Origin of the sequence: Corallococcus exercitus, from assembly GCF_003611585.1 — a bacterium.
GTDB lineage: Bacteria > Myxococcota > Myxococcia > Myxococcales > Myxococcaceae > Corallococcus > Corallococcus exercitus.
Map to the genome: position 1 here is coordinate 16,349 of NZ_RAVW01000055.1, position 15,531 is coordinate 31,879.

Sequence of the window (15,531 nt, forward strand, 5' to 3'; positions counted from 1 at the left end):
CTCACGGGGCCGCGTGGCCCCGTGACTGCCAGTACGCGCGCTGCGCGGGCACGGAGACGAGCTCCTTCTCCGGATAGCGCAGCGCGGTCAGCTTCCCTCCGAACACGCAGCCCGTGTCCAGACAGACGGTGTTGTTCACCCACTCGGCCTCCGGCACGGAGGTGTGGCCGTACACGACCGTCGCCGGTCCCCGGTACTGCTGGGCCCAGTCGGCGCGCACCGGCAGGCCGTAGGCGTCCGCCTCGCCCGTCGTCTCGCCGTAGAGGGCGAAGTCGCGCACCTCGGGGGTGTCCCGGCCGTGCATGGGCTCCTTCAGGCCGGCGTGCGCCACCACCAGGAGGCCGTCGTCCAGGACGTAGTGCGGAGAGCGGGCTTCGATGAAGTCGGCGACCGCCTGGGAGAACCCGGACGGCTCGCGCTCCAGTTGCTCCAGCGTCATCGCGAGGCCGCGCCCCACGCGCACGTCCTTGCCACGCAGCTTCTTGAGCAACTTGATTTCATGGTTGCCCGGCACGCACAGCGCCGTGCCCGCCTCCACCATGCCCATCGCCAGGCGCAGCACGTCCGTCACGCCGGGCCCGCGGTCCACAAGGTCGCCCAGGAACACGACCTTGCGACCGGCGGGTGTGCCCACGTCGAAGCCGGGGGCTCCGTCCGCGCGCGGCGCGACCGTGTAGCCCAGCTCCGTCAGCAGGGCCTTCAGCTCGTCGAAGCACCCGTGGATGTCGCCGATGATGTCGAACGGCCCGTGCTCGTCCTGGCGGTGGCTGGGGAGTGGACGGTGCTCGAACGACACCGCGTCCACCGTCTCCGGCGTGAGCGCGTGCACGTGCCGGATGCCTTCCTTCGCCAGCCCCTTCAGCGCGTTCTGGAGCTGCAGCACCTGGTTGCGCAGCGCTCGGGGACTGGGGTGAGACCCGGTGCGCGTGCGGTTGCGCTCCAGACAGAGCGCTTCCGGCGTGTCCATGGCCACCGCGACCAGGGCGACGTGGTGCTCACGCGCCAGGGTCACGTAGTGACGGCGCGACTCGGCGCTCAGGGGCACGCCGTCGATGACGGTGAGCGTGCCCTGCTTGAGCCTTCGCGCCACCTCGTCGTGCAGCTTCGCTTCGTCGACCGTGCCGGGCAGCACGTCCTCTGGGAGGAAGTGCGCGTTCGCGAGGGTGGATTTGCCAGAGCCAGAGGGACCGATGAGCAGCACGAGCGACTGCTCGGGAATGGGAATCTTCATGATGGGAACACCGGGATGGGGGTCGGCGTGCCGACCGGCGCCCCTTCCGGGGCAGGGCGCACGCCACCACTCCAGCGCGCGATCCCCTCCGGTGCCCGGGTCACGCGAGCCTTCGCGGACCCTCCGGCGTCAGACGGGATGCGCAATCCACGGATGAACGCGTTCCCGCCTGACATGCGTCACTTCATGGGCAGCAGATACGCTTCCAGATACACGTCCGGGAGACGGTCGATGTCGCCCTCCGGCGCGCGCTGGTAGCCCCGGCGCTCGTACAGGCGCGCGACCCCCTTGGCGCCCCGGCGCACGTGGAGGGAGATGGCGTCCACGCCCCAGCGCTTCGCGAGGGCTTCCGTCTCCTCGAGCAGCGGCTGGGCCAGCCCCTGCCCCTGGAAGCGCACTGAGGTGGCCAGGGCGCGCAGGTCCGCCGTGTTGGGCAGCCAGGCCTCGGTGCCGGGGGCGCTGGGCGGGTACAGGGCCACCGTGCCGGCGATCTGCCCGTCCACTTCCGCCACGAGGATGGTGCACACCTTGCGCCGGGAGGCGACGTCGCGCAGGAACGCCTTGCGCTCCTCGGTGTAGACGACCTCCGGCATCAGCTTCGCGTACTGCGTGACGTAGGCCTCCACCAACAGCTCGCCAATCGTCTTGTCGTCCTCGGGCCGCGCCTCGCGGATGACGGCTTGCTTCACCACGTCCGTGCTCATGCGCCGCCCTCTAGCATGACGGCCCGGTCCCGCGCGGCGCTTCCAGGCAGGCAACCAGGCTCATACCTCCCCCGTCCGACATGGGCCCGAACAGGCCGCCGCGGTTCTCCCAAACTGGTCCGACTGTCGGACAGGTTTCTGCGGCTCGGGTGGGGCGAGGGCGCCCTGAACCGCGGTCGTCCAAACTGGTCCGACTGTCGGACCAGTTCGGGCGGGGCGCCGCCGGGGTCTGCCCGCGCTTCGCTGGGACTGGTTTCATGTCAAAGGGCCTGGCGCGTTGCGGCAGGGCGCACGCGCTTCGACCTGGCGCTTTTCCTGCGCCTACTTCCTCCGCGCGGGCACGGTCACGCGGGCGCGCTGACGGCGCATCCCGCCGAGCGCCCAGGCCGCGAACAGCAGGCCTCCCGCGACCGCCGCCGTGCCGCCTCCGCCCGTGCTGCATCCTCCCGCCTGCGCGTCGGCGACCGCGTCCGGCGTCACGTCGGAGGGCGAGCCGGGCGTCCCTCGCGACGGACCTCCCGCGGCCTCTTCCGGCGCGGGCGCGGTGCCCCCGTCCGCCGGCGGCTTCGTGCCTGCGTCCGGCGGCGTGGTGCCCGCGCCCGGCGTCTGGGTGGCGGTCAGCTCCTCGTAGCGCTGGATGAGCTTCAGCCTGGCCGCGTCGAACGCGGCGCCGTCGTCCGTCACTCGCGACGCGGCTGGAATCAGGTCCCTGGCCACCTTGCGCGCGAAGCCCGGGTCGCCCGCGTCGCTCACCGCCTTGAGCCACTCGTAGTCCTGCATGCCCTGGCGGATGAGCTTGAGCCGCAGCGACGCGACCGGCACGTCCGTCTTCCCACCGATGGCTGCCGGCGTGCCCGGGTAGAAGAGCGTCCCGTCCCCGTTGCCGTTGAAGCGGTACTGGTCCGTCCACGCCGTGGAGAGCATGCCCACCGTCTGGTAGTAGAGCTCGCCCGTCGCGCCCTCCAGGAACGTCACCCATTCCATCGCGCGCGCCTTCGCCGCCGACCGGTCCAGCATGTACGACGGCCAGCCCGCACCCGGCTTGTTCTCCGGCGCGTTGGTCCCATACGCACAGCCGTGGCTCATGCAGCTCTGATACATCCACAACGCGGTTCCCGGACGCTCCAGGAAGTTCGTGTACGTCCCGCGCTGGTCACCCCGGAAGCTCGCGTCCGTGCCGTCCAGGTGGTTCACCAGCGGCACCGCCACGTCCACCTGGTCCTCCAGGCGGTTGGCCTTCAGCTCGCGCGAGTTGGTCGTCAGCATCGTGCGCAGCCCGGGGGCCGCCTGGCGCACCAGGTCTCCGGTCGCGCGCACCTGCTCGAAGGTCGTGCCGTAGGGCGGCTCGTCCCCCAGCTGCACGTAGGCCCGGTCCAGCCAGCCCCGCTCCGTCATGTGCGCCGTGAAGTCCTTCAGGTTCGCGGCGTCGAGCGGCCCCACGTACTCCAGGCTCGTCATCCGCGCGCCTTGCAGCCGCGAGGGCGCGGTCCCGTCCAGGTACGGCCCCCACGTCGCGTCGAAGTCGCTCCACGCGGGCGGCCACGGCTTGCGCGGGAAGAGGCTGGACAGCGTGAAGCGGTGCTCCAGCGCCATCCGCTGGTAGCGCGCGAGCAACGGCTGCAGCTCCTCCGGCGTGCAGTCCTCGCGCCCCGTGTGCGCGCGGCACACGTGCGGCGGCCAGAGCAGGAACGCCGACGGCAGCGAGGACGTGCTCGGCAGCGCCGCGTCCACCACCGTCAGCCTCGCCGTCACCTGCCGCTGGAAGCCTCCGTCCGCCTCCACCGTCACCGTGCCCACGTAGTCGCCGGGCGGCGCGTCCTGGGGCACGTGCACGTCCACCCAGATGGCCCGGGCCTCTTTCGCGGGCACGTCGAAGGGGAAGGCGCTGCGCGTCTCACCGGCCACCTCGTCCGTGTCCGGCACCAGCCCGTCCGGCCACGCGCCCACCGGCTCTCCCGCCACCGACGCCTGCTTCGTGGGGATGAGCGCTTCGCGGTACAGCGTCACGTCCGGACCCGTCAGCGTCGTGGAGCCGGGGCCCTCCAGCGCGGGCAGCTTCGCGCGCACGCCCGTCAGCCCCGTGTCTCCGCCCTGGAGCGCGACCTGGAAGGAGACGAACTCGTTGCGCGCGGCGGTGAGCCGCACCTCGGTGGCGCTCCGGGCGGCGGTCCCCGGCCGCACCTTCACCATCATCCCCTCGCCCCACACGGCGGGCCCGGCCGCGAACACCGGCAGGGCCACGGTCAGCGACAACAGGGCGGCACGGAACGGTCGAATCGAAGGCATGAAGAGACCAACGCACCCCGGCCCCGCGTGGCTTCCCGCGTCGGCCGTCCCTTGTCAGCCGGACAGGCAGGAGGCCGGGGGCTCCAGGGCCGGTGTGGTGGGCCCGGGTACTGTTCTTCAGAGGCGACAGGTGCCGGCCGCTGGCTTGCCGCCACGCCGGGCACGGTGAGACGCTTCGCGGCCTCATGGCCTGGTTCGAAGACCTCACCCCCTGTTCCGACCCCGGCGAGGGCGGCAAGCCCGTGCTCGCGGTGGGATGGATCGACCACCTGCATGCGTATGCGCGCGGCCACGCGTCGCGGCGCTTCGTGATGCGGCTGGTGGAGCTGCTGGAGGACCCGTGGCAGCCCCGGCGTTCGCTCGGGTGGCACACCTGCGGCCTGTGCCGGTTCACGGAAGGCCCCCGCACCTTCGAGCTGGAGGACGGCCCTCGCGTGAAGCTGGGCACCAGCAACCTCTTCATCCCCGCGTATGACCGGCTCTACATCGCCCCGTCGATGATGGTCCACGCGGTGGACGCGCACGGCTACGCGCCGCCGGAGGAGTTCGTGAAGGCGGTGCTGGTGTGCCCGCCCATGCGCTCGCCCGCGTACCTGGCCGCGCTGCGCGACGTGGCGCCGCCGTGGCTGCTGGAGGCGGGTCCCCTGCCCCGGATGTCCGCGAGCGCCCGGCTGCGGGCCCGGTCCCGCCGCACACCCCGGCTCATAGGAAGTCGCCGATGAGCCACGGGAGCTGCTCGCGCAGCTTCTGAAGCAGGCCCCGCCGCTTCCAGCCGTCCCAGTGGACCTCCGCCGAGTGCGTGAGGTCCTGCTCGAAGGCGGCGGCCAGCTCCTCCGCCAGCACCGGATCCTCCACCATCACCGAGCCCTCATCGGTGTGATTGAGCGCCAGCGGATCCAGGTTGGTGGAGCCCACGACGCTCAGCGTGTCGTCCGCGACCAGCGTCTTGGAGTGCATCATCGAGATCTCGTACTCGTAGATGCGCACGCCGCCCTCCAGGAGCCGTGCGTAGGACGCTCGCTGCGCGGCGAGCACGGGTCCCACGTCGTGGTAGCGGCCGGGCACCAGCACACGCACGTCCACGCCCTCGCGGGCCTTGAGGATGAGCATGTCGCTGATGGCTTCCGACGGCAGGAAGTACGAGTTCGCGATCCACAGTCGGTGCTTCGCGGCCGCGATGGACAGCAGCCACATCCTCGAGGCCTGCGAGAGGAAGCGGTGGCCGGTGCTGGCGACGAAGCAGGCCCGCGCGTTTCCCGCGGGAGCGAGCTCCGGGAAGGACTCCGGAGGCAGGAAGCCGCCACCGGACTCCTGCCAGTTCTGCGCGAAGGCGATCTGCATGCCTCGCACGACGGGGCCTCGCACTCGCACGTTGGTGTCCCGCCAGGTCTCCGGCGCGTCGCCGTTGCCCAGCCAGCTGCGCCAGATGCCGAAGCCTCCGGTCAGCGCGACCTCACCGTCGCGAATGACCATCTTGCGGTGCATGCGCGCGCGGATCCGCGTCGCGTCCAGGGACGTCACCGCGCCCTGATAGGGGCGGTAGGTGCGCACGTCGCAGCCGGCGTCCGCGAGCACGGGGGCCACGACCTCGAAGTTCACGCTGCCCAGCGGATCCACGATGACGCGGCACTGCACGCCGGGCGCGCGCTCGCGCAGCGCGAGGAGCAGCCGGTCCGACGGGATGCCCGGACGCCAGATGTAGCTGGCGATGTGGATGCTGGAGCGGGCGGCGCGGATCTCCTGCTCGATGACGTCGAAGACGCGGCCGTTCTGCACCAGCTCCACGCCGTTGCCGGGCTCCATGGGGAAGCCCAGTGTCTGCTCGATGGCGAGCTCGCGCTCGGCCGGGTCCTCCGGCAGCGCGCGCAGGCGCAGGTCCTGTCGGTGGTTCGGGTAGGGACACCCCGCGGCGAGCAGGGCGAGGAGGATGGGCCAGACCAGCCGCACGGCCCGGAAGCTAGGGCAGCCCCCGCCCTTCCGCATCCGCCGTGTGCTCCCGCGTGGAGGAAGGGCGTGGATGGGGCCGGGCACCGTCCACCTGCTGACGGTTGAGTCATGTGACACGGGAGGCCGGTGGTGCCGGGCGCGTCGCATGCGCACTGCTGGGTGCGGACAGCGGACACGCGGGGAGGACGGACACGGCATGGGTCGATGGGGGATGGCACCAGCACTCGGGACGCTCCTGCTGGTGGCGCCGGCCGCGGTCGCCGCCGCGAGGGCGCAAGAGAGTCCTCCCGCGAGCGCGGGTTCACCCGCGGCCGGCGATGCGCCGGCGCCTCCGCGCGCCGCGCTTCCAGTGCCCTTGTCGCATGCGGGCGACACTCCCGGGCCTCGCGATGAACCGCGCGAAGCCGGTACGTCCATGTCCTTCGCATCCCCGCGCGAGGCGGATCCGCCCGCATCCGCCGCACCGTTGCGTGATGCGCCTGCGTCCGCCGCGCCGTTGCGTGATGCGCCTGGGCCCCACGCTCAGCCACCCGCGTCCGCGTCGGAGACACCTCCGTCCCGCGCGCCGGAACCGCCTCCGCCTCCGCTGGAGCCCACCGTCCTGGATGCGCCGCTCCTGGACGCGGAGCCTCCGCCTCCCGCCGTGCCTCCGCGTGCGCTGCGCCCCTTCATTCCCCACGGTGAGCCCGACACGGAGGCCCCCCTGTCCGCCGGCACCTGGGCCGCGCATGGCGGCGTCACGCTGCTGCCCCTGGGCGCCGTCTGGGCCGCGACCCGCGTGGGCGGGGACACGCGCCTGGGCGCCACCGCCGCGGAGGCCGCCGCGGGCACCGTGCTCGCGGCGCTTCCCGGACGCTTCCTCTTCGTCCATCCCTCGTATCCGCAGGGCCGGTGGATGGAGCTGGAGGTGGGCGCGTTCGGCGCCGCCATGGTCGTCACGCCTCCCGTCGCCGCGCTCGGCTCGTGGGGCATGGGCGAGGTCGCGTTCGGCGACAGCCAGGATCGCGGCCGCGCGTACCTGGGCGCGCTCGGCGGCGCGACCGTGGGAATGCTGCTGGGCATCGCCGCGCATGAGGGCCTGCGCCACCTGGCTGGCTCCAGCGAACGGCTGGACTTCGTGCGCCGCTACCTCGCGCTGTCGCTCATCGGCAGCGGCGCCACCGTGGGCTATCAGTGGAGCCGCACCCCCACTCCCAGGCGTTGACGCGTCGTTTCGCCGCACCCGCGTTTCAATTTTCTTCCCGCGTGCGGCACCTCGGCGCCCCGCCCTCCACACCAGCGCGCGAGCCCGCGACAACAGCGCTGGCATTGTCAGTCCCCGCCCCTAGAGTGCTCCGTGCAGCGCCAACACCTCGCAGCAGGGAGACGACACCATGCAGGCTCGCAAGAACATCCGTCGCATCGCCTTCGTCCTCGCCGCCGCCGCCACCGTGATGGGCATGGGCATCGCCGCCACGCCGTCCTCCGCCGACGCGCAGGACTGCACGCCCACGTGTTTCAAGAACCCCATCTCCGGGCAGATCACCTGTACGTACCCCTGCCCGTAGTCCCGGGCCGGCCACGACCGTGATGTAGAAAAGGCCCCGCCCGCTTCATGCCGGGTCGGGGCCTTCTTCATGCCTTGAAGCGCGTGCGCGCTACTCCGAGCGCATCGCCTCCACGGGGTCCAGCTTCGCGGCGCGCGCCGCCGGGTAGATGCCGAAGAGCAGGCCCACCCCGCAGCTCATCACCAGCGACACCACCACGGACCACATGGGGACCTCCGTGGGCAGGTTGATCATCCACCGGGCCAGGTGCGCCAGGCCCGCGCCCAGCGCCACGCCCACCGCGCCACCCACCAGCGACAGCACCACCGCCTCCAGCGCGAACTGCGCGAGGATGCGGTAGCGCTTGGCGCCCAGCGCCTTGCGGATGCCAATCTCCCGCGTCCGCTCCGTCACGGCGACCAGCATGATGTTCAGGATGCCGATGCCGCCCACCAGCAGCGACAGGATGCACACGCCGAAGCTGGCCGCGGACACCGCGGAGGAGAGGTTGTTGAACATCTCCGTGGCGGACGCGTTGTTGTAGAGGAAGAAGTCGTCCGGTTCCTCCGGCTTGAGCCCGTGGCGGCGGCGCATGAGCAGCGTCACTTCATCCTGGGCCCGCTGGAGCACTTCCGGGGACGTCGCCTGGATGCTGATGCGGAAGTCGCGCACGCCGAACATGGACGCGAACGTGGACAGGGGAATCATGGCCTGGTTGTCCTGGCTGCCGCCGCCCAGGAACCCGCCCCGGCGCTTGAGCGTGCCCACCACCTGGAAGGTGCGCCCCAGGAGGCGGAACTCGCGGCCCAGGGGGTCCAGGCCGGGCCACAGCGTGTCCGCCAGGTCCTTGCCAATCACCGCCACGCGCCGCCCGTCCACGAACTCCGCGTCGGTGAAGGGCCGGCCGGTGTCGAGGCTCACCGCGTTCGTGTAGAAGTACTCCGCCGTGCCCGCCCAGACGTGCAGGTTGGGGCGCGTCTCGCGCTCGGAGGTGGAGGCCTTCTGGCCGCCCTTGGAGTCCTCGCCGGCCGCCCGCGCGATGGAGGGCTGCGTGCGGATGGCGTCCAGGTCCGCGTAGGTGAAGCGCGGCCGGCGCGCGAGCTCCGCGACGGACAGCTGGCCCTGGCCGAAGGGCAGGCGCTGCACCTGGAAGCAGTCGCTTCCCAGCTCCGACATCTGGTCGTTCACCTGGTTCTTGAGCCCCTCGATGAGGGACATCATGGACACCACGGTGGTGACGCCGATGACGATGCCCAAGAGCGTCAGGAAGGAGCGAAGGGGGTTGGAGCGGAACGTGCCGAACGCCAGCCGCACCGTGTCCCAGAAAGCCATCCACATGGTCAGGTCTCCCGCTCGTGCCTAGTCGTGGCGGAGCGCTTCCACGGGGTCCAGGTTCGCGGCGCGCGCCGCCGGCCAGATGCCGAACAAGAGGCCCACCACCGCGGAGAAGCCCACGCCCAGCACCACCGTCAGGGGCTGCACCGTCGCCGCCAGGGGCGTGAGGTAGTTCACCAGCCACGCGATGGTCATGCCCACCGCGGTGCCCAGCGCGCCGCCCACCGCGGACACGCTGGCGGCCTCCATGAGGAACTGGAGGATGATGGTGTGCTTGCGCGCGCCCAGCGCCCGGCGGACGCCGATCTCCCGCGTCCGCTCGCGCACGGACACCAGCATGATGTTCATGATGCCGATGCCGCCCACCAGGAGGGTGATGAGGCCCACGCCGGTGGCCGCGCCGTAGAGCGCGCCGGTGAGCTGCTTGTACATGTTGGCCAGCTGATCCGGCCGGTTGATGGCGAAGTCGTCCGGCGCGCCGGGCTTGGTGTTGCGCTCGCGGCGCAGCGTCTCCGTGAGCCGGTCCTGCACGCGGGGCACGTTCTCCTGCTGGTCCACCGCGAGGACGAAGTTCACGTCGCGCTGGGTGCCGAAGTGCCCCTGGAACGTGGGGTACGGCAGCATCACCACCAGGTCCACGTTCTGCCCCAGCACGGTGCCGCGCTCCACGATGACGCCCGCGACGCGGTAGGGGCGGCGGTCCACGAGGATGCGGTGGCCCACGGGGTTGATGCCTGGGAAGAGCACCTTGCCCACCTCCGCGCCAATCACCACGACGGCGGAGCGGTTGTCCACGTCCGCCTGCGTGAGGAAGCGGCCCTGGCCCATCTCCACCGAGGACGTCATGGCGTAGTCCGGGCTGGTGCCCATGGTCTGCACGGAGGCGAGCTTCCGGTTCTGGAAGGCCACCTCCGCGTTGACGAACATCATGGGGGCCACCGCGACCACGTGCTCGGAGGCGTTGCGCAGCGGGTCCTCCAGGTCCAGCGAGAGCGCCTTGCGGTTGCGGTACGCCCACCAGTCCCCGTTCATCACCCAGGGGAACTTGGACACCTGGAGCGTGTTGGAGCCAATCTTGTTGAGCTGGTCGGCGAAGGAGCTGTTCAGCCCCTGGATGATGCCGACGATGGCCAGCAGGGTGCACACGCCCACGCCGATGCCCACCGTGGTGAGCACCGTCCGCAGCCGGTTGGAGCGCAGCGAGGTCAGCGCGATGCGCGCCCCCTCCCACACGTCGACCCGGAAGTTCACGAAACCACCCCTTATACGCTGGAAGCCGCGCGGCCTGGCGCACCGGGAAGGCTCCCCGGCGGACGGGCCGCGTCAGGCACTCTACGCCCAGGAAGGCCGCCCATTGCACGCGCCTTCACCGGGCGGCGGTCCACGGGCGGGGTTTTCCCTGGTTTCAGGGCAGCACGGTCACCGTGTCACCGGTCAGGCGCACCTTGACGGTGACCTCGTTGGGCAGCGTGTCGGCCTCGTCCACGATGTGGTTCTCGTCCACGCCCACGCGCACGGTGTACTCGCCGTCCGGGGTGTCGGTGACGTCCAGCCACTGGCAGGGCAGGTCCGCGGTGTAGACGTCCGACCAGCCGGGCGAGATGCCCGTGCCCGGGTCGTACCAGCTGTAGGGCAGGCCGTCCGCGCAGTACTGGGTGAAGTCCACCATGTAGAAGCCCTGCTTGCGCCCCACCGACGTCGTCTGGCCCGCCGCGTCCTTCAGGTCGTAGCCGGCGAAGTTCGTCAGGTGGTGATGCTGGTGGCACTCGTCGAAGACGAAGAGGTCCGGCCGCTCTTCTGGAGAAGGCACCACCAGCGGGCCCGTGCCCATGTTCATGATGGAGGTGCTGAAGCGCAAGAGGCGCCGCTCACCGCCCGCGGGAACGCAGCCCTCGCGCACCTCGCAGGAGTCCGCCGTGAAGGAGCGCCGCTCCAGGTAGAGCGTGCGCGCGAGGACGTCCCGATCCACCGTCAGGTCCGGCTTGCCGTTGACCGGATCCACCTGGAGGTTGCACATCCGCGTGGGGGCCAGCGCGGGCGCGGGCTCCGGCGAGTCCGGCACCGCGCCGCCGCCGAAGACCATCACCCGGCCCAGGGCCGCCGTGCCGCTGCCTCCCGAGGCGGTGCCCGCGGGCGTGCCGTTGAGTGCCGGGGAGACTCCCAGGACCAGGTCGTCATACCCGTCCCCGTCCAGGTCGCCCGCGGAGGCCATGCCCAGGTAGTCGACGCCCAGCGACGTCTGGAGGCCGAGCCGGTTGGCGCGCGGCCACGCCCACACCGGCTCCAGCGGGCCGGACACGTTCGCGGTGGGGCGGAAGAGGTACGCGCGGCCGATGGCGCCGATGACGAAGTCGTGGCCCGTGCCGCCCTCCACCATGGAGCCCACGGGGACGACGGTCTTGCTGAAGGTGATGTAGCCCTGTCCGAGGAGGGGGAAGGCCGCGTCGTCCATGGGCTGCCAGGTGACCTGCGGCGCGTAGCCGGGGCTCGCGGGGTCGGACAGGTGCAGGCGCTGGCTGCCGTCCAGGAGCAGGAGCGCCTCCGAGCGGCCGTCCCCGTTCAGGTCGGGCAGCGCGGCGAAGAGCTCGGCCTGGCCCGTCCACACCGGCTGGGTCGTGAGCGGCCCTTCACAGACGCGAGCGCTGCCCGCCTTGCAGCCCAGGAAGAGCTCCACCTTGAAGTCGTCGTGGGTCACTGCCAGGTCCTGGACCCCGTCCCCATCGGCGTCGCCCGCGGGGCTGGGGACACCGGTCAGCGTGCGCACGGCGGTGAAGGCCCCCTGCGGCGCGCCCGGCGTCGCCCGGTACACGGTGAGCTCCCCGGCGAGCGTGGAGACGGCGAGTTCGTCCTTCCCGTCCCCGTCCAGGTCCAAGAGCCGCGCGCCGTTGAAGCGCAGGGTGGCGGAGTCCGGCGCGCGGAACACCGGCTGGGTCAGCACCTGGGACAGGTCCGGCCCGCCCTTGAAGACGCTGACACCGAACGAGGTGGCGACGAGCACGTCCGCGTACGCGTCCCCGTCGATGTCGCCCGTGGATACCGTCATCTTGATGCTGGAGGAGCGGGGGCTGGGGTGCACCCACGTGAGCGTGGTGGTGACCGGCGTCTTCGTGAAGTCGCGCGCCTCACCCGCGTACACCATCACGCGGCCGGGGTCCGTCATGGTGCTGGAGCAGGGCGCGGACGTCACCAGCAGGTCCTTGCGCCCATCGCCGTTGACGTCGCCCAGCGCCACCGTGCGGCCGAAACACTCGTTGGGGTTCGTGCCGTCTCCGGTCACCTGCCAGCGCGGCGTCTCGGAGAGGGTGGGACCGGCGGAGGTGCCGCCGTCGTCCACTGGCCCCGCGTCCGGCGTGCCGGCATCGGGCCGGGGCTTCGGATCCTCCTTGCAGCCCGTCAGGACCAGCAATCCCACCACCGCGAAAGACCGCGCGAATCGCATCCGCATGTATCGCTCCCCCGGGAATGAACCGGCCGGCCTTCCACCGGCCCTTCCCCGAGGAGCCCCTTCGCGGAGAAACGATGCGCGCGGACTTTTTCGTGCCGCCTCAGGGCAGCACGGTCACCGTGTCCCCCTTCAGCCGCACCTTGACGGTGGCCTCGTTGGGGAGCGCGTCGAGTTCGTCGATGATGTGGTTCTCATCCACGCCCACGCGCACGGTGTAGTCACCGTCCGGGGTGTCCGTGACGTCCAGCCACTGGCAGGCGGTGTCCGCCGTGTAGACGTCCGACCAGCCCGGGGAGATGCCCGTGCCCGGGTCGTACCAGGCGAGCGGACTGCCGTCCGCGCAGTACTGGGTGAAGTCGATCATGTAGAAGCCCTGCTTGCGTCCCACGGACGTCGTGTGGCCGGACGCGTCCTTCAGGTCATAGGTGGCGAAGTTCACCAGGTGGTCGTGCTGGTGGCACTCGTCGTAGACGAAGAGGTCCGGCCGTTCCTCCGGGGAGGGCACCACCGCGGGCGCGGTGCCCATGTTCATGATGGAGGTGGTGAAGCGCAAAAGGCGCCGCTCGCCGCCCGCGGGCACGCAGCCTTCACGCACCTCGCACGAGTCCGCCGCGAAGGCGCGCCGCTCGATGTAGAGCGTGCGCGCGATGGCGTCCCGGTCCACCGTGAGGTCCGGCTTGCCGTTGACCGGATCCACCTGGAGGTTGCACGTCTTCGTGGGCGCCAGCGCGGGCGCGGGATCCTTCGAGTCCGGCACCGCGCCGCCGCCGTACACCACCACCCGGCCCGGCGCGCGCGTGCCGTCGTTCTGCTGCGAGATGCCCACCACCAGGTCGTCGTACCCGTCCCCGTCCAGGTCACCGGGAGCCGCCACGCTGGGGTAGACGAAGCCCAGCATCGTCTGGGGAGCGAGGTGGTTGGCGCGCGGCCAGGCCCACACCGGCTCCAGCGGGCCGGACACGTTCGCCGTGGGACGGAAGAGGTACACGCGGCCCATCGCGGTGAGGACGAAGTCATGGCCCGTGCCGCCCTCCGCCACGGAGCCCACGGTGAGGGCCTGGCCGGCCACGAAGGGGAAGGCCGGGTCGTCCATCAGCCGCCACGCGGGCGTGGCGGAGTAGCCCTGGAGCGAGGCGTCCGACAGGTGCAGGCGCACGCTGCCATTGAGCGAGGCGAGCAGCTCCGGACGGCCATCTCCGCTCAGGTCCGGAACCCCCCGCATGCTGTCCGCCGTGCCCTTCCACACCGGCTGCGTGGTGAGCGGTCCATCACAGACGCGTGTGCTGTCCTCCTTGCAGCCCAGGAAGAGGCCGTAGTTGGCCTCCTCGTTGTACAGGGTGACGAGCAGGTCCTGGGCGCCGTCCCCGTCCGTGTCTCCGGCGGGCTGCGCGTAGCCGGACAGCACGCGCAGGTTGTTGAAGGGGCCCCCCGCCGCGCCGGGCGTCGCGCGGTAGAGGGTGGTGCTGCCGTTGAAGGTGGTGACGACGAGGTCGTCCAGTCCGTCGCCATCCATGTCCAGCAGCCGCGCGGAGGCGAAGCGCAGGGTCGTGAAGTCCGGCACGCGGAACAGCGGCTGGGCGAACACCTGGGACAGGTCTGGCCCGCCCTTGTACACGCTGACGCCGTAGTAGCTCTTCACCAGCACGTCCGCGTACGCGTCCCCATCCACGTCGCCCGTGTCCACCACCATCTGGTAGCCCGACGTGCGCGGGCTGGGATGCACCCACGACACCGTGGAGGTGACGGGCGTCTTGGAGAAGAAGGACGCCTCTCCGGGGTACACCATCACGCGGCCCGGGTTCGTGGGGCGGCTGGTGCACGGCGGCGAAATCACCAGCAGGTCCTGGCGGCCATCGCCGTTGACGTCGCCCAGCGCCACACCCCGGCCGAAGCACTCCTGCGGGTCCAGGCCATCCCCCTTCACCTCCCAGCGCGGCGTCTCGGAGAGGGTGGGCCCGGCGGTGCCGCCGTCGCCCGGAGAGCCCGCGTCGGACCCGGCGTCCGGGACTCCCGCGTCGGGCTGGGGCTTCGGGTCGCCCTTGCAGCCCGACAGCAGGAACAGCCCCCCGGCGCAGGCCAGCGCTCCATGGATCCGCATGTGTGACTCCTCGGGCAGACACGGTCTGCGGGCACGGCACGTCCCGCGGAAAGGGGCCGGAGGATAGGGCCACGCGCCCACCGCCTGGAAAGGACCCTTGCCCCCTGACGGGTTTCTGGCGCCTCCATTCAAGGGGTGCTTCCCGGAGGGAGGGCAGACGGGCAGGCGGACGTGGCCAGCCTCCACCGCCGTCCCCAGATTCGCGCGGATGCACGCGTCCCGTGCGCGTGCCCGAGCCATGGCCGACACCGCCGCCGACACCGCCCTGGACTCCCGCGCCGCGCCGGCGTCCGAGCGGTTCAGCCGTTCCCAGAAGGCGTTCACGCTGGCGGGGGCGCTGCTGGGGCTGCTGCTGGCGGCGCTGGACCAGACCATCGTCGCCACGGCGGGGCCCACCATCCAGGCGGACCTCCACATCGCGCCGGAGCACTACCCGTGGCTCACCACCGCGTACCTGGTGGCCTCCACGATGATGGTGCCCGTGTGGGGCAAGCTGTCGGACCTGCTGGGCCGCCGCGCGGTGCTGGTGGCGGGCATCGCCGTGTTCCTCACCGGCAGCTTCCTGTGCGGCGCGGCGCGCTCCACGCTCGCGCTCATCCTCTGCCGCGCGGTGCAGGGGCTGGGCAGCGCGGCCCTCTTCACCGCGTCGCTGGCGGTGGTGGCGGACCTGTTCCCGCCAGCGGACCGGGGCAAGTACCAGGGCCTGTTCGGCGCGGTGTTCGGCCTGTCCAGCGTCGTGGGCCCACTGGCTGGCGGCTTCATCACCGACACGATGGGCTGGCACTGGGTGTTCTTCATCAACCTGCCGGTGGGCGCGCTCGCGCTGGCGCTCATCTTCCTGCGCATGCCGCCGCTCAAGCCGGAGGGCGTGCACGGCGGGAAGCTGGACCTCCCGGGCGCGGTGGCGCTGGCGGTGGGCGTGGTGCCGCTCCTGCTCGCGCTCAGCCTGGGCCATGGGC

General features: G+C 71.5%; 12 protein-coding genes. 4 read left to right on the plus strand and 8 right to left on the minus strand.

Annotation, left to right across the window (positions count from 1 at the left end; genetic code table 11):
• Position 1 precedes the first annotated feature (1 nt).
• From D7W79_RS09900 to D7W79_RS09910, 3 genes are all read right to left on the minus strand, one after another.
• A complete protein-coding gene (locus D7W79_RS09900) occupies positions 2–1,231 on the minus strand; it encodes an AAA family ATPase (protein ID WP_120525105.1) in 1,230 nt (409 codons plus the stop codon).
• 179 nt (positions 1,232–1,410) lie between these two features.
• The gene (locus tag D7W79_RS09905; RefSeq protein WP_120525106.1) at positions 1,411–1,935 is read right to left on the minus strand and encodes a GNAT family N-acetyltransferase; all 525 of its coding nucleotides are present in this window, start codon (positions 1,933–1,935) and stop codon (positions 1,411–1,413) included.
• Between the two features lie 321 nt (positions 1,936–2,256).
• A complete protein-coding gene (locus D7W79_RS09910; protein ID WP_120525107.1) occupies positions 2,257–4,221 on the minus strand; it encodes a DUF4091 domain-containing protein in 1,965 nt (654 codons plus the stop codon).
• Positions 4,222–4,406: 185 nt separating this feature from the next.
• Here D7W79_RS09910 and D7W79_RS09915 point away from each other — a divergent pair, with 185 nt between their 5' ends.
• Positions 4,407–4,943: a DUF7919 family protein gene (locus D7W79_RS09915; RefSeq protein ID WP_120525108.1), complete on the plus strand. Its 537-nt coding sequence runs from the start codon at positions 4,407–4,409 to the stop codon at positions 4,941–4,943.
• On the opposite strand, the gene D7W79_RS09920 is transcribed toward D7W79_RS09915, so the two are convergent.
• On the minus strand, positions 4,924–6,168 hold the full coding sequence (locus D7W79_RS09920) for a phospholipase D-like domain-containing protein (protein WP_120525109.1): 1,245 nt from the start codon (positions 6,166–6,168) through the stop codon (positions 4,924–4,926). The genes D7W79_RS09915 and D7W79_RS09920 overlap by 20 nt on opposite strands.
• A gap of 415 nt (positions 6,169–6,583) precedes the next feature.
• On the opposite strand from D7W79_RS09920, the gene D7W79_RS09925 reads away from it, so the two are divergent.
• Both D7W79_RS09925 and D7W79_RS44250 read left to right on the plus strand, forming a co-directional pair.
• Positions 6,584–7,372 carry a hypothetical protein gene (locus D7W79_RS09925; protein WP_147441870.1) on the plus strand — a complete coding sequence of 263 codons (789 nt, stop codon included), beginning with the start codon at positions 6,584–6,586 and terminating at the stop codon, positions 7,370–7,372.
• Between the two features lie 169 nt (positions 7,373–7,541).
• Entirely contained in the window at positions 7,542–7,715 is a 174-nt protein-coding gene (locus tag D7W79_RS44250) for a hypothetical protein (protein ID WP_167497681.1), read from the plus strand.
• A gap of 90 nt (positions 7,716–7,805) precedes the next feature.
• Here D7W79_RS44250 and D7W79_RS09930 read toward each other — a convergent pair whose 3' ends face one another.
• The 4 genes from D7W79_RS09930 to D7W79_RS09945 form a co-directional block, all read right to left on the minus strand.
• On the minus strand, positions 7,806–9,026 hold the full coding sequence (locus D7W79_RS09930) for an ABC transporter permease (protein ID WP_167497682.1): 1,221 nt from the start codon (positions 9,024–9,026) through the stop codon (positions 7,806–7,808).
• Between the two features lie 27 nt (positions 9,027–9,053).
• The gene (locus D7W79_RS09935; protein WP_120525112.1) at positions 9,054–10,280 is read right to left on the minus strand and encodes an ABC transporter permease; all 1,227 of its coding nucleotides are present in this window, start codon (positions 10,278–10,280) and stop codon (positions 9,054–9,056) included.
• Between the two features lie 154 nt (positions 10,281–10,434).
• The gene (locus tag D7W79_RS09940; protein WP_120525113.1) at positions 10,435–12,474 is read right to left on the minus strand and encodes a lysyl oxidase family protein; all 2,040 of its coding nucleotides are present in this window, start codon (positions 12,472–12,474) and stop codon (positions 10,435–10,437) included.
• 100 nt (positions 12,475–12,574) lie between these two features.
• Complete coding sequence (locus D7W79_RS09945; protein WP_120525114.1) at positions 12,575–14,572, minus strand: lysyl oxidase family protein; 1,998 nt, start codon at positions 14,570–14,572, stop codon at positions 12,575–12,577.
• A 238-nt stretch (positions 14,573–14,810) separates the two neighbouring features.
• Here D7W79_RS09945 and D7W79_RS09950 point away from each other — a divergent pair.
• Positions 14,811–15,531: MFS transporter (locus D7W79_RS09950; protein ID WP_244221688.1), on the plus strand; the 721-nt coding region annotated here is incomplete at its 3' end.

Bases quoted from the DNA above. Each gene is read 5' to 3' on its own strand.
- D7W79_RS09900 (WP_120525105.1), bottom strand. From the start codon at position 1,231: ATGAAGATTCCCATTCCCGAGCAGTCGCTCGTGCTGCTCATCGGTCCC.
- D7W79_RS09905 (WP_120525106.1), bottom strand. From the start codon at position 1,935: ATGAGCACGGACGTGGTGAAGCAAGCCGTCATCCGCGAGGCGCGGCCC.
- D7W79_RS09910 (WP_120525107.1), bottom strand. From the start codon at position 4,221: ATGCCTTCGATTCGACCGTTCCGTGCCGCCCTGTTGTCGCTGACCGTG.
- D7W79_RS09915 (WP_120525108.1), top strand. From the start codon at position 4,407: ATGGCCTGGTTCGAAGACCTCACCCCCTGTTCCGACCCCGGCGAGGGC.
- D7W79_RS09925 (WP_147441870.1), top strand. From the start codon at position 6,584: ATGTCCTTCGCATCCCCGCGCGAGGCGGATCCGCCCGCATCCGCCGCA.
- D7W79_RS44250 (WP_167497681.1), top strand. From the start codon at position 7,542: ATGCAGGCTCGCAAGAACATCCGTCGCATCGCCTTCGTCCTCGCCGCC.
- D7W79_RS09930 (WP_167497682.1), bottom strand. From the start codon at position 9,026: ATGGCTTTCTGGGACACGGTGCGGCTGGCGTTCGGCACGTTCCGCTCC.
- D7W79_RS09940 (WP_120525113.1), bottom strand. From the start codon at position 12,474: ATGCGGATGCGATTCGCGCGGTCTTTCGCGGTGGTGGGATTGCTGGTC.
- D7W79_RS09945 (WP_120525114.1), bottom strand. From the start codon at position 14,572: ATGCGGATCCATGGAGCGCTGGCCTGCGCCGGGGGGCTGTTCCTGCTG.